The 14,167-nt window shown below is 50.4% G+C and carries 12 protein-coding genes; 2 read left to right on the top strand and 10 right to left on the bottom strand.

What is annotated here, in order from left to right; genetic code table 11:
• Nucleotides 1-301: 301 nt before the first annotated feature.
• The 10 genes from JWG39_RS09150 to JWG39_RS09105 form a co-directional block, all read right to left on the bottom strand.
• On the bottom strand, nt 302-1,255 hold the full coding sequence (locus JWG39_RS09150; RefSeq protein WP_205219092.1) for a formylglycine-generating enzyme family protein: 954 nt from the start codon (nt 1,253-1,255) through the stop codon (nt 302-304).
• A 210-nt stretch (nt 1,256-1,465) separates the two neighbouring features.
• A complete protein-coding gene (locus JWG39_RS09145; RefSeq protein WP_205219091.1) occupies nt 1,466-1,837 on the bottom strand; it encodes a PH domain-containing protein in 372 nt (123 codons plus the stop codon).
• Nucleotides 1,837-2,781 carry a J domain-containing protein gene (locus JWG39_RS09140; RefSeq protein ID WP_205219090.1) on the bottom strand — a complete coding sequence of 315 codons (945 nt, stop codon included), beginning with the start codon at nt 2,779-2,781 and terminating at the stop codon, nt 1,837-1,839. The genes JWG39_RS09145 and JWG39_RS09140 overlap by 1 nt, the downstream gene beginning before the upstream one ends.
• Nucleotides 2,782-2,963: 182 nt before the next feature.
• Nucleotides 2,964-3,893 carry a formylglycine-generating enzyme family protein gene (locus JWG39_RS09135; RefSeq protein WP_205219089.1) on the bottom strand — a complete coding sequence of 310 codons (930 nt, stop codon included), beginning with the start codon at nt 3,891-3,893 and terminating at the stop codon, nt 2,964-2,966.
• A 504-nt stretch (nt 3,894-4,397) separates the two neighbouring features.
• Nucleotides 4,398-6,011, bottom strand: a complete 1,614-nt coding sequence (locus JWG39_RS09130) for a SulP family inorganic anion transporter (RefSeq protein ID WP_205219088.1) — start codon at nt 6,009-6,011, stop codon at nt 4,398-4,400.
• A gap of 393 nt (nt 6,012-6,404) precedes the next feature.
• Nucleotides 6,405-7,097, bottom strand: coding sequence for a phosphate ABC transporter ATP-binding protein (locus JWG39_RS09125; protein WP_205219087.1), 693 nt, complete (start codon nt 7,095-7,097; stop codon nt 6,405-6,407).
• Nucleotides 7,082-7,975, bottom strand: a complete 894-nt coding sequence (locus JWG39_RS09120; RefSeq protein WP_205219086.1) for an ABC transporter permease subunit — start codon at nt 7,973-7,975, stop codon at nt 7,082-7,084. The genes JWG39_RS09125 and JWG39_RS09120 overlap by 16 nt, the downstream gene beginning before the upstream one ends.
• A complete protein-coding gene (locus JWG39_RS09115; RefSeq protein ID WP_205219085.1) occupies nt 7,972-8,814 on the bottom strand; it encodes a PstC family ABC transporter permease in 843 nt (280 codons plus the stop codon). The genes JWG39_RS09120 and JWG39_RS09115 overlap by 4 nt, the downstream gene beginning before the upstream one ends.
• 11 nt (nt 8,815-8,825) lie before the next feature.
• On the bottom strand, nt 8,826-9,653 hold the full coding sequence (locus tag JWG39_RS09110; protein ID WP_205219084.1) for a phosphate ABC transporter substrate-binding protein: 828 nt from the start codon (nt 9,651-9,653) through the stop codon (nt 8,826-8,828).
• A gap of 111 nt (nt 9,654-9,764) precedes the next feature.
• On the bottom strand, nt 9,765-9,926 hold the full coding sequence (locus JWG39_RS09105; RefSeq protein ID WP_205219083.1) for a hypothetical protein: 162 nt from the start codon (nt 9,924-9,926) through the stop codon (nt 9,765-9,767).
• Between the two features lie 177 nt (nt 9,927-10,103).
• On the opposite strand from JWG39_RS09105, the gene JWG39_RS09100 reads away from it, so the two are divergent.
• Both JWG39_RS09100 and JWG39_RS09090 read left to right on the top strand, forming a co-directional pair.
• Nucleotides 10,104-11,483: a glutamate synthase subunit beta gene (locus JWG39_RS09100; protein WP_205219082.1), complete on the top strand. Its 1,380-nt coding sequence runs from the start codon at nt 10,104-10,106 to the stop codon at nt 11,481-11,483.
• A 31-nt stretch (nt 11,484-11,514) separates the two neighbouring features.
• Nucleotides 11,515-13,755: a molybdopterin oxidoreductase family protein gene (locus JWG39_RS09090; protein WP_240192067.1), complete on the top strand. Its 2,241-nt coding sequence runs from the start codon at nt 11,515-11,517 to the stop codon at nt 13,753-13,755.
• The last annotated feature ends 412 nt before the right edge of the window (nt 13,756-14,167 follow it).

Raw genomic sequence — 14,167 nt, 5'->3', positions numbered from 1 at the left:
CTGGTTGAATTCTACCTGAATTTTACATTTTCTGGCCTTTTTCCCAAAAGGCACTTTTCATTTTTAGAATGTATTATCGAAGCATAAACAAGCAAAAAAACATCGCTGTTATACGTCGTACTGCCTGATCTCTGATAACTTTTCACCCTTCAGGGACAGAATCACATTTCACCCTCAGAGCCAGTTCCAGATTTATTTTTTTTATTACAGAGTAAGAAAAACATGGAATCGTTGAGATTTAAAGAAGTCGTTTTATCACAGACACGTTCCATTTTTCAAATCCGCCTCCGAAACCAGTCCGTTAATGAACTGGGAGAACAAGCCGGAAGCCAAGGGTGAAGAAAGAGTAATCCGGCAAGTTGCAGGAGCGAAACGCTGCCCGTATTTGCCACGGGGAATTGCTCCAGCTGCCGCCGCGAATCACGCGGTTTGAACCTGAATCAGGCCCCTCAGGATTGTTACGAGGACTTGAGGAATAGTAGTTCTTAGCGTACCAGTCGGAACACCATTCCCAGACGTTGCCACTCATATCATAAAGTCCCAGACTGTTGGGAGCAAAGCTGCCAACCTTCGTTGTCTTCTCTCGATACACTCCCGTTTGGCTGTAATACTGTTGATACTTCGCAATCCCCTTAAAATTTATCTCACGGGGATTAGCACGATCTGTGTCAATATCTATGCGAAGACCTATGCCATTGCCAAAACGAACCTTTTTTCCCCCAGCACGGGCGGCATACTCCCACTCCACTTCCGTGGGCAGACGATAGCATTTTCCGCTGCTTCTGTTCAGTTTGGGGAGAAATTTCTCAGTGATATCATTCCAGCTTACGTTTTCCACCGGATAACAATAACCATTCTTGAATTCACTTGGATTACTGCCCATAATCTTTTGCCATTCCCCCTGGGTCACCTCATATTTCCCCATATAGAAATCATCAACACAGACTTCATGCACCGGTTTTTCATCTTTGTATCCCTCGCCAAAGGTATCCCCCATCTGATAACACCCCCCCTTCACCAGCACAAACTCCATACCGGTCGTGGGATCTCGAAACTCTTTTCTATGAGGGCCAACGTCTCTGGCAACTTCTACCTCATGCTTCTTCCGGGGAGGGGCAATTCCCTCCGTTTTTCGTTTTAGAGGAGCATTGGCAAGAATGCTGGTCGCAGCGGAAAGCATGTTTTTGGTGCGGCCAAGGGCAATCTCCCCGGCATTCTTTTTCAGAATCAGGAATTTTCCGTCTTTTTCACTCATGGCGTTTCTCTGTTAGTTTTTTCGAGGGGTTCGTCTGTATTTACAAAAAAGAGTAATAACCACCTTTAAGGCTCAGCTCCAACCTACTACACAGTAAATCCTAATTATTCACAACAGAGTCTGAGGACTGAATGTATTGGATTTTAACGACCAGGGACAATGCTTTAAACGAAAACGTTTATATCCGAATATTTAAGCAGTACTGAAGTACTACTCCGCATGTGCCATAAACTGGCGTTTGAACTCTTTTGGTTTAGAAATATTATGAAACATCTCCTTCGAGCCGCCGGTACCAACAATTATAATTGTGCCATAACCAAGAATACGGGCGATAAAAGACTGCGAAATGTTGACCGACTCTATCTTCGACAGATTCATCTCAAAGGCGTCGTGGTTAAACCAGCCCACCTTGATTACCACCCGTCGGTTGGTGATAACAAATTCACTGGTTGTCCGGTCTATTGCCGGAACGATAAAAAGAGAAAAAAGTGCCTTGAGTTTGCAAAAGAGTATCCAGTGCAATTTCGTCTCATACACCACATGCTCGTCCCTGATCAGAGTGTTGTTTACATAGTTTCCCATCACACCATCTCCCGAAATTTCTGCTGTAACCGTTCCATTTCTTCTTTCAGCGCCGCTTCCTGCTCGGTGAAATACGCATCATATTCCCCGCCAAGCTGCACCACCAGCTGCCAGGTATTGTCCGCCTGTATCCGCTCAATCTCCGCTGCCAACTCGTCCACCCGCTGACGCAGGCCTCTGATGTGCGTTCGCAGTTTTTCTTTGTCATTCATCTGTTCACTGGCTGCAACAAAGGAACCGCCGTTCTCGAGGCTGACGAGAATCTCCTCAACCCTGGCCAGATCATTCATCCGATAAGCGTTATTCAATTCCTGAAACTGTGCCGCCGCCTGCTCCTTCAAATCGTCGGCAACCATATCAGGATGGCAGAAGCGGCTTGCCTTGCGATAGGCAATTTTCAGCCGCCGGGCATCTTTCTCATTCAGTTTCTGCGGCTCCGGTTCGGCAAGGTGCTCCTCATACTCGCCGGAAAAGCGCCCATACTGCTCCTGAGCCTTTTCCCTCGCCTTTTCATATATTTTGTCACCAATATGCTTCGCCTCTTCTACCCCGGCAAGCATTACCTGAAGTTTGAGGATTTCGGAGATGGTCTTCCCAAGGTGCATACTGTATTGACGGTTGAAACCGTCAATAGTATGGAGAAATTCATCCCGCTCCCCGCTGAGCCGGGTAAGCCTGCGCTCCAATCCCTGCAGCTCCAGCTTGAGAGCAGCAACTTCCGGATCACTCCATGTAGTGACGGCGGATTGAGTGTTGAGAAAGGTGGTAATGTGCAAAAGAGCTTCGGGGTAATCAAGGGCATCGAGACAGGAGAAGATGACAGTCAGCTCCTCGACCTCTCCTGCCCTGCAGCGAATCTTCTCCAGATGGAGAGAGATGGTCTCTTCATCTTCAAGACTGATCGCCGCCTTGATAATCTCCAGCCGTTTTATCAGTTGCTGCATGATGTTTTCCTGTGATTGAATTGTACCTGAATTTTGCATTTTCTGGCCTTTTTCCCAAAAGGCCCTTTTCATTCTTTCGGCGGATTTGGAGCTGCACATCTCCGGGCTATGCGGGTTCGTCCCTTCACCCGCAATCCCTCCGATGGTCAGCCCCAAATCCGCCTCCCAAACCAGCTGACCCGTTAATGAACTGGGAAAACAAGCCGGAAGCCAAGGTAGCTGAAAGAGATGTCTGGCGAGTTGCAGGCGCGATTCGCCGCCCGCACGAGCCCCGGGTCATAGTACCAGCTGCCGCCGCGATACACGCGGTCCGAACCTGAACCTGGGCCTTCAGGGTTGTTACGAAGGCTTGACTCAGAGTAGTCCCCGAACCAGTCGGAACACCATTCCCAGACGTTGCCACTCATATCATAAAGCCCCAGACTGTTGGGAGTAAAGCTGCCCACCTCCGTTGTCTTCTCTCGAGACACTCCCGCTCGGCTGTAAGACTCTGTCCAATCTGAACACCCATCAAAATTTATCTCACGGGGATCAGCAATATCTTTGCCATTGCCAAAACGCACCTTCTTTCCACCTTCGCGGGCGGCATACTCCCACTCCGCTTCCGTGGGCAGGCGATAGCTTCTTCCACTGCTCCTGTTCAGTTTGGGGAGGAATTTCTTAGTGATATCATTCCAGCTCACGTTCTCCACCGGATAACGATCACCATCCTTAAATTCACTTGGATTACTGCCCATAATCTTTTGCCATTCCCCCTGGGTCACCTCATATTTCCCCATATAGAAATCATCAACACAGACTTCGTGTACCGGCTTTTCATTATCTTCCCCATCTCCAAAGGTATCACCCATCTGATAACAACCGCCCTTCACCAGCACAAACTCCATGCCGGTCGTGGGATCTCGAAACTCTTTTCCATAAGGGCCAACGTCTCCGGAAACTTTCACCTCATGTTTCTTCTGTGGGCGGGTGACAATTCCCTCTGCTTTTCGTTTTGCCGGAGCATTGTCAAGAATGCTGGCCGCAGCGGAAAGCATGTTTTTGGTACGGCCAAGGGCAATCTCCCCGGCGTTCTTCTGCAGAATCAGTGCTTTTTCGTCTTTTTCGTTCATGGCATTTCTCTGTTAGTTTTTTTTATTTTCGTTCCCTGGAATGGGAAGGCCTGGCAAAACAGCTGCGTGTAGAATACAGAAAACATCGAAAATGAGCGAAAAACAAGGTTCTTCAATGTACACTTGAACTCTTTTCGCTGGCAATGGTCGGTAAGGCGGAGTTTCGACTTTTTGTCATTCAAACAAACGCAAAAAGCCCCCATCCTTCTCCAGGATGGGGGCTTTTTTACATCTTTACGGCAAACAGCAAAAAATCATCTCCCGAATTATACCATTTACATTTTGTATTAACCAGAGAACGCAAAGAGTAAAGATAGAACAACAGCAATTCTCTGTTTAATTTTAAAATCTTTTTTAAAGTTTTTTGCCTTTATTCGCATGTTTCGAGCTTTCCTTTGGCAAAAAGTTTTTCGCTGTTCCGTCTTTTTCTTTTCCCTGTCTCCTGTCTCCCTTTTCCTTGTCCCTGCCTTTGAATCCGCCAATACAAAATGTAAATGACATCACTCAGTCATCGGAAATGTATTCAAAGGCAAGCTGCAGGGCATCCTCATAATTGTAATGAATACCATCATTTCCAAGCATTCGGCCGAGCCCCAGTTTCAGAATCTGGTCATCCAGCTTTTCGTTTTCCGGCATGACCAGCAGAGGCTTAATTTCTTCAGATTTCAACCGGTCAATCATCTCCGAGAGCGCATAGAGACCGGAGAGGTCCATAAAAGGAACGTGCTGGCAGTTGATAATAACTACTTTTGTTCCCATCAGTTTACTGACGTGTTCCTGCATCTTCGCAGTGGTTCCAAAGAAGAAAGCACCCTCCACGGTAATCGTCCTTATCTGGTACCTGGTCTCCTGCTGCAGCTGGCTTTCAACGTCGTTGTTGTATTCGCCGCCTTGCGTCCCTTCCATATTGATACTGGACTGTTTCGCAATCCGCCAGGTGGTCATCAGCGATGCGAGGGTTATACCCACGCCAACAGCCTCAATCAAGTCAACAAACACAGTAATAAGGAAGACCGCACACATGACAAGCAGGTCGGTTTTCGGCACAGTCCGGATCATACGCAGCAGGCGGTAGTCGAGAATATCGATACCAACCTTCATCAAAATCCCTGCCAATACCGGCTGAGGAATATGTGAAGCGTATTGCCCGAGACCAAGCAGGATGGCAAGCAGTACCAGCCCATGAGTAACCCCTGAGATGCGGGTTGTACCACCGGCTTTAATGTTGACCACCGTCCGCATTGTGGCACCAGCCCCCGGCAGACCGCCTATCAGAGATGCAGCAATGTTACCGAGTCCCTGACCAACCAGTTCCCGGTTGGGTCTGTGACGGGTCTTGGTCATGGAGTCCGCAACCACAGAGGTGAGCAGAGAGTCAATGGTCCCGAGCAGCGCCAGCGCTACTGCCATGCCGATTATCTGGGGCAGATCAATCAGGGCAAAGTGCGGCAGATGAATATCCGGCAGTGTCTGAGGAATATCTCCGATAGTGCTCACATCCATTTTCCACACCAGCGAAACAACAGTTCCGACAATGAGGGCAATAAGCGGAGAGGGCAGCGAGCGGGAGATCCGCGCCGGAGTGAGAAAGACAATCAACACGGTTAAAAGAGAGAGAAGACAGGCAGAGACATTGGCATGCATAAGAACATGGGGAAGAGCGACTGCCGCAGCTACCGGAGATCCGAGGCCGGGCAGGCCAAGCAGGGGATTAATTTCCAGCAGGATAATAATAACGCCGATACCGCTCATAAAACCGGAGATCACCGGATAAGGCATGAAACGGACGAGGGTTCCCAGCTTGAAATAGCCAAAAGCGATCTGCACAATCCCTGAGAAAAAAACAATGGTAAAAATCGAGTCCATATCACCGGGGAAGGCGACAACCGCCGCCGCGAAAATAACCGTCATCGGTCCGGTCGGCCCTGAAACCTGGGTCGGAGTACCCCCGAAGATGGCCGCGACGAGTCCCAGCGCAATCGCACCGTAAAGCCCCGCCACCGCGCCCGCACCACTCGCAACGCCAAAGGCGAGAGCGAGAGGGAGCGCGACAATACCTGCTGTTAGTCCTCCCAGTAAATCACCGCGAAAAGCCGTGGCTGAATATCCACCTTTCATAATATCACATACCCCTTATCTAAAAAAAAAGAATAGAATTCCCGCGCAACAATGGAGTGCAACTCCCTGTTGTGAAAGCAGGAAAAGAGAAAACTCGCTGTAAACAACTGTGAGAAGAGAAAAGAAAACCAGAAGTGACAGAAACGGCCGGCAGAAACCGGCACTGCGAGTCAGGGGAGGTTTGAAAAGAGTATGCTCATTTTCTTTGGAAGAAGAATTCAGACCTTTGCCAAGGCTGAAAAAATACAGAATAAGACAGAAGCTTGTACAATAAAAAAGCTGATATTTCAATAAATTCCTTAATTGAAGCGTTCCGGGTTCAAGGCCGACAGGTCAAACAACGGGACTTAAGGTTGAAGACTGCTGATAAAGGTCAGGCCGCATCTCCTGCCCTCACTCCACCACACTCAACCTTCCCTCCTCCATCCGCCACACCCGCGAAGCCACCCGTTTGATCTGTGCCTCATGGTGAGAAACCAGTATCACGGTGTGATCTTTGCCCAGTTCCTCAATCAATGTCTCAATTTTACAGGCTGCTTTACTGTCCAGGGAAGAGGTAGGTTCGTCGAGCAGCAGAATCTCCGGTTTTCCGGCGAGGGCACGGGCAATACAGAGTCGCTGCTGCTGGCCACCGGAGAGGTGGCGGGCGTCGGTATCCAGTCGTTCTTTTACCTCTTCATAGAGATGTGCCATGCGCAGTACTTCTTCAGTGCGCTCCGCAATCTGTCCTTTCTTCCAGCCACGCAACCGCAGGGGAAAGGCGATATTCCGCCGGATGCTCATCGGCAGCGGATCGGGATTTTGAAACACCATTGCCACCTTTCTGCGCAGCATGGAGGGATTCAAGTGTCGATGAATATCTACCCGTTTTCCATCAAGCACCATGCGGATTCTCCCGCATACCACACCGCCCTCTTCCTCTTCTGAGAGGCGGTTAAGCAGAGCAAGGAAGGTCGTCTTCCCCGAACCGGAAGACCCGGTGACAGCACAGACGATATTCTCTTCCACCTCCATGGAAATATCATGCAGCAGCTCCCTGCCACCACGGGAAAAGGAGAGCTGTTCCACCATTATTTTTGCAGCCATGAAGACCCCCGAAAACGAAACGAGACATAAGATTGCAGTAAAAATGCTGCGGCAAAGAACACTCCACAGAGGAGCAGCAGCGTTATAGAGGCACCGAAGCCGTACTGCAGTTCCGCAAGGTCTCTGTATTGTGATGACATGTAATAGATGTAGAACGGCAGCGCCTCGAACTGCTTGAACAGGGAGTGCATCCCCGGAGCCGAGGCCACCACACCGGTGAGCATGATCACTGCAGTATCCTCCGCCGCTCTGCCGGTGGCAAGAATCACCCCGCCGAGCAGATCTTTCGCACGGAACGGAAGCAGGACAAAAAAGATATTTTGCACCTTTGTCGCTCCGAGTGCCGGTGCGGTGCGACGCAGTTCTGCAGGAATCCCCTGCAGGGCGGTCTCAGTAGTGCGTACCAGACAGGGCAGGACAAGGAAGCCGAGAGCAAGCGCCGACCAGGCCATGCAGGGACCGGGCGCACCGGGAAAAAGGTTGTGGAGCAACACCATAAAGGAGAACCCCGCAAGTCCCACCACGATGGAAGGCAGACCGGTGAGAACATCCACCAGCAGGTTGACAATGCGGTGGGCCCACGGTCCGGCAAATTCGGCAAGGTAGATTCCGGTGAAGACACCCGGTAGAACGGCACAGAGCACGGCAACCATCACCACACTGACGGTGCCGAGGAGTGCGGGATAGATACCGTCAAATACCGGCAGCCCGTGCAGCAGAGCATCCACCGGAGGCGTATCGCCAAAGAAGAGAGAGACTGCGTCCAGTCCCCTCACCCGCAGAAGAAGAACAACAAAGAGAGAGAGAAAGGAGGTGGCAAACACCAGCAGCGCCAGCCAGGAAAATATCACCAGCAGAAGTTCAGCACATCGTTTCACTGCACCCTCCCCCGTCGAAACCTGTGGTCAACGACACGCAGGATCAGCACCAGCATGAAGGTGAAGAGATAGAGCACGAAACCACAAAGATAAATGGACTGAAACTCAAGACTGTGAAAATCCACCGCCATGACGAGGGCAATATGCGCGGTAAGGGTACGGGCACTCTCCAGCACTCCGTCGGGCATGTTGATACTGTTGCCCGCCAGCATCAGACTTATAAAGGTGTCGCCCATCGCCCGCCCGAGCCCCATCACCACACCGGAGAGCAGGCCGGGAAGCGCCTCGGAGAGCTGCAGGTAAAGCAGCCGCTGTACCGGCGTGGCCCCGAGGGCCGCAGCAGCACGCCGGGCACGGGGATCGACACCATCGAGGGCGTTGACAAAGAGCACAATCATGGTTGGAGAGATGAGCAGGCCGAGCACGAGGGACGCAGTCAGAATGGAGAATCCGGAACCGCTGTGGAACTGGCTGCGGATGAAGGGAACCAGATAGATCAGGGCGACAAAGCCATACACCACTGTCGGGACTCCAGACATCAGACGCACGCAACTGAGCAGAACGCGCCGCATCCTGCCCCGGGCAAAGACCGCAGTGACAAAGGCCACTCCGAGGCTGAGCGGTGTCCCCACAAGGAGTGCCCCGCCGGCAATGGCAGTGGAGCCGACCATCATCGGCAGGATGCCAAACTGGTCGCTGCCCGGATTCCAGCCGCCGACCAGCAGCGCGAAGAGATGGCCGTGACTGAAAAGCGGCCAGCCAAGAATCAGCATCATAAAAAAGACGGCAATGGTGCATATTCCAGTCACCACTGCCGCCGCGCGGATAAGTCGAGTCATCACTCAGCAGCTTATTTGACGCCGATGAAACCCTTCTCTTCAACGATCTTCTGTCCTTCCGGGCTGAGCAGATAGTTGAGAAGAAGTGCAGAGAGCCCGGTGGCTTTCCCTCTGGTCGAACTGTAAAGACCACGGGCCACAGGGTAGCTGCCGTCCTGCACAGACGGAATGGTTGGAACCACGCCATCAAGGGCAACCGGTGTCACCGTACTGTCAATATGACCAACGGAGACATAACCAATGCCGTAAGGGTCACCACCAATGGCTGTTTTCATCGCGCCGTTGGAAACAACAACGTTGGCCCCGCCATTTACCGCACCCTTTTTCAGCGCCTTCTTGACGAAGACTGCGCGAGTGCCGCTGGCGGAGTCACGATCGTAGAGATCAATGGCGTGATCCTCCCCGCCAAGTTCTTTCCAATTTGAGATTGTTCCGGCAAAAACCTGCTGCAGCTGTTCCGTGCTCAGGCTTTTCACAGAGTTTTTCGGGCTGACAACCACACCGACACCGTCCACAGCCCATTTGACCTGCACCAGATTATAACGGGAGATCTCCTCCTCAGTAGCCGAACGTCCAGCGTCACCAATGTCTACAAGTCCTTCACCCACCTGGCGGATTCCCACCCCGGAACCACCACCGGCAACGGTGACAATAACTTTAGGATTAAATCTCGCGATACACTTGGCGGCCTCTTTCATAACTGGAATGTGAGCGGTACCTCCAGCAACCTTGATGACACCCTCCTGTCCCTTAAATGCATCCAGTGCGCTGCCAGCAAAAACTGCATTGCAGCAACCGAGCGCCGCAATGAAAGCAAAGCAGAATACGATTCTTTTCATGTTGTCCTCTACGGAAAAATTGAAGTGTGAAAAATAACGGGAGTCTCCAAAAAAAACTTCCGGCCTACACTACACGTGTTCCTTCAAAAGGAACAAACGGTTTTCCCGATATCAAAGCGCCGCAACAATGGCAATATCCTCTATCGGCTGGCAGCAGACAATCAGAGAGAATTCAGAGTTTCGGGTACTCTCAAGGCAGCCGCCAGCTTCCTGACCACAGCTTTTCTTGAAATTCCCCTTGACGAAATTTCCCTGGAGTGTCTTTTTCATCATTAATTATCTTCTTCACCTTCAACAAAGCTCGTAGAATTCGCTCCTTCCTCAAACGACAAAGATATGAAGGATAACAGAGGAAAGCTGCACAGCTCTCTTCTTCATTTCAAGGGTGCCTTGAATAACCACTATTTCGTTTATATTTAAGGCACCCTCAAAAATAAAAGGTTACTGCCCATGCAGGAATTTAGAGACTCACCACGCAGGTATCCGCAAAAGAGAGCACCTGAAACCAGACTCAAGGATTATAACGAGATCTACGACGCCTTCGACGTAGAGACCGCCACAACTCAGGCAAAGAGATGTGTGCAGTGCGGCGATCCGCAGTGCCTCTTTGCCTGTCCCCTGCATAACTGCATTCCGTTCTGGCTGCGCAACATCGCCGCTCACGACTGGGATACAGCTTTTCAACTCTCCAATGAAACCAACCCCTTTCCGGAGATCACCGGTCGCATCTGCCCGCAGGATCGACTCTGTGAGGGTGCCTGTATCCTCAAGGATGAATATGGCGCTGTCTCCATCGGTACCATAGAGCAGTTTGTCACCGAAGAGGGCTTCAAACACGGGGCACAACTGCCGGTTGCGGAAACGATGACAGACAAAAGAGTTGCGGTGATCGGCTCAGGTCCCACTGGTATATCGGTTGCCACATTCCTGCTGCGTGCCGGAATCCAGGTTGATATGTATGAAAGACAGGCCCACCCCGGTGGATTGCTTACCTTTGGTATTCCAAATTTCAAGCTGGAAAAAAAAGTCGTATTCAACCGCTTTGAGCTGCTCAAGAAAGCGGGATTGAAGCTGTTCCTCAATACCGAACTGGGAAAAGATCTCCTCTATGAAAAACTGGGACAGGAGTACGATGCCATCTTTTTAGGTATTGGCGCAGAACAGTCCAGAGCTGCCCATATTCACGGAGAACTGGCGGAGAATTCCTTCAAAGCCATCGATTTTCTGCGCAACATGCAGCTGAAAATATTCACTGAATCGTTTGATACAACCTATAACGTCACAGGAAAAGACGTTATCGTTATTGGTGGTGGAGATACCGCCATGGACTGTATCAGAACGTCACTGCGGGAAAAAGCTGCCAGTGTCCGCTGCCTCTATCGGCGGGACAGTGCCAATATGCCTGGCAGTAAGAAGGAGTTCCAAAACGCCATGGAAGAAGGTGCGGAATTTCTCTTTAACGCCTCCCCCAAAAAGCTGGTCGACAAGGGAAACAGAGCGACTGGCATTATTGCTGAAAAAACCATCCTCACAGAAAAAGATGCCAGCGGAAGACAGAGCGTGAAAATCATCGAAGGCAGCGACTTCACTCTTGACGCAGATGTTTTCATCTTTGCCCTTGGCTTCTTTCCAAAGTCTCCGGAATTTCTCCAGGCATACGGCATTGAAACCGACGACAGGAACAGAATTGTCATCGATAAGAATTTTAGAACCACCCGGAAACATGTATGGGCCGGTGGAGATATCAGCCGCGGAGCAGATCTTGTGGTCACCGCCGCTGCCGATGGCCGGGAAGCCGCCAGAGATATCATCGCAACTCTACTGCCGTAACATATACACCACTCACCAGGAAAAAAATATCATGAAAAAAAGTGTCGTCTGTCCCTATTGCGGAACGGGCTGTGGAATAGAACTTGAGATCAGAGATAACAAAATTGTCTCTGCCGAAGGCAATGTAAACAACCCTGTCAACGAAGGGCATATCTGTTTGAAAGGACGCTACGGGTGGGATTATGTCAGTGCAAAAGATCGGCTGAAAACGCCCATGATTCGCAAGAAAAATGGCACATTCAGCAGAGACGGCGTACTTCAACCCGCGAGCTGGGATGAGGCGCTGGGGTTGATCACCTCCAAAATGAAACAGGTGAAAAACGACTTCGGCGGCGATGCCATTGTTGGCAACTTCTCGGCCAGATCAACCGTTGAAGAGAACTATCTCGCTCAGAAATTCATGCGGGCTGTTCTCAAGACGAACAATGTCGATCACTGTGCGAGGATCTGACACTCCCCCACCGTAGCAGGTCTTGCTACAACACTTGGCAACGGAGCCGCAACAAACAGTTTTATTGAAATCGGAAAATACTCGAACTGCATCATGATGATCGGGTCCAATCCGGAAGGCTCACATCCCATCGCCTCAATGCATATCCACCGCGCCTTGAAACGCGGTGCGAAACTCATTGTTATTGATCCGGTGAAAACAGAGATGGCACAGCGGGCAGACATACATATTCAGCTGCCGCCGGAATATAATATTCCGATATTGAACGCCCTTCTCTACACAATTATTGAAGAGGAACTTACAGATACAGCGTTTATTGGCAACTGTACCACTGGCTTTGAATATCCCCGGGAGACAGTGAAAGAGTATTCGCCGGAAAAAGTTGAAGAAATGACCGGCGTACCGGCGAAAGATCTGCGTGAAGCCGCACGGATGTACGCCACCACAAAACCCGCCGCGATTACTCACGGCATGGGTGTTACTCATTTCAACCACGGAACAGCCAACGTCTGCGCAATCTCCAACCTGATGCTTGCCACCGGCAACATTGGCGAACTCGGCAGCGGAGACTACCCGCTGAGGGGGCAGCAGAACGTGCAGGGTTCCACGGATATCGGTGTGCTCGCCCACAAATATCCGAATACCGGTGATGTCACTGATGCGAAACAGAGAGAGTATTTTGAGAAGTTCTGGAATGTAACAGGTCTGAGCCAGGAAGTTGGAATCGTCAAGAACAAGGTTCCAGACGCTATTCTCAGCGGGAAGGTGAAGGTGTTTTATACGGTGGGTGAAAACCCGGTGATCAGTGAACCAAACACCAACCACTTTCTAAAAGGGATTGCGGCGGTAGAGATGTATATCGTTCAGGATCTCTTCCTCACCGAGACCTCGAAGAAAGCGGATATTATCCTGCCCGCTGTCAGCGGCGCAGAAAAAACGGGGTGCTACATCAACGCCGAACGGCGGGTACAGCTGAACCACAGGAATATCGAACCGGAAGGTGATGTCAAAACCGACGGAGAGATCACCTGTGAACTGGCAAAACGCCTCGGCGCGGAGGGTTTCGAGTATGCAGACTCCGAAGAAGTCTGGGAAGAGATTAGAAAAATGGATCCCAAACGTTTCGGCGGAATGAGCTACAAACGCATCGTTGAAAATGAAGGGTTGTGCTGGCCCTGCCCCACCGAAGATCATCCCGGAACACCGAGCCTTTATCTCGATAAAGTTTTTCTTACTCCAGATGGGAAAGCAAAATTCATTCCTGTCGCCTTTACAGACAAGAAAGAGAAGATGCAGGATCTTCGCGTGGAAATGGCAGACAAGCTGCAGGTTCCCGAAGGTTATCTCTGTCTAACCGGTGCCGTGGATGAGCCCACAGATGAGGAATATCCGCTCAATCTGATCACCACCAGAAAGGTGTATCAGTACACCGTTGGCACTATGACACGGCGCTCACGGCTGCTTGAGGCCGGGGCGTATAAGAACGGTGCGACCGCAGAACTTCATCCCGAGACGGCACAGCAGTACGGCCTGAAGGACGGCGATTTTATTGAGGCATACAGCCGCTACGGGCAGATCGCCGTACGTGCCGAGGAGAACAGCAATATTCGCCCGGGATCTGTGCAGATGACCTTTCACTACTGGGAATCCAGCGCCAACGAGCTGACCAGCAACGGTGCAGATTATATCACCAGTACACCAACCTTCCGGTCAGCTATTGGCCTGCGCAAGATAAGCGAAGAGGAATATACAAGAATCAGAGCGGAAAAATTTGAGAAGTTCCAGTCTGAGAAAATTTTCTTCGATGATATTGCACACTGATTTTTCTGCAAAACCACTGGAAATAAAAAGGCTGTCCTGGTAACAGGGCAGCCTTTTCAATATCTTCAACATTAGAAAAAAACCTGACAGTGAAATAGTCTTAATTTAAGGCTGGATGAGTATAATCAGTGCAACACCGTGATATTAATATGAAAAAAGAGTGAGCTGCCGATATGGTTACGTCACTACAACTTACAGACGAAGTGCAAGGATGAGGTACGGGGCGTAAGAACTCTTTCTCAAGAGAAGATAGACAACGGCGTTCTGAATGAGTATAATAAGTGCAAATACCGTGATATAAAAAAGCGTGAGCTTTGTTGTTGAATTTGACACAGAGAAAGGTCTTAAAAGGGCTGACCCCGCTGGAAGTTTTCACCGGCAAACGTGTTGCACTTATGGGAACCTCTGTTTA

Source organism: Desulforhopalus vacuolatus (assembly GCF_016918505.1).
Taxonomy (GTDB): domain Bacteria; phylum Desulfobacterota; class Desulfobulbia; order Desulfobulbales; family Desulfocapsaceae; genus Desulforhopalus; species Desulforhopalus vacuolatus.
The sequence above is the reverse complement of the archived record's forward strand: the minus strand, read 5'-3'. Positions and strand labels throughout refer to the sequence as shown.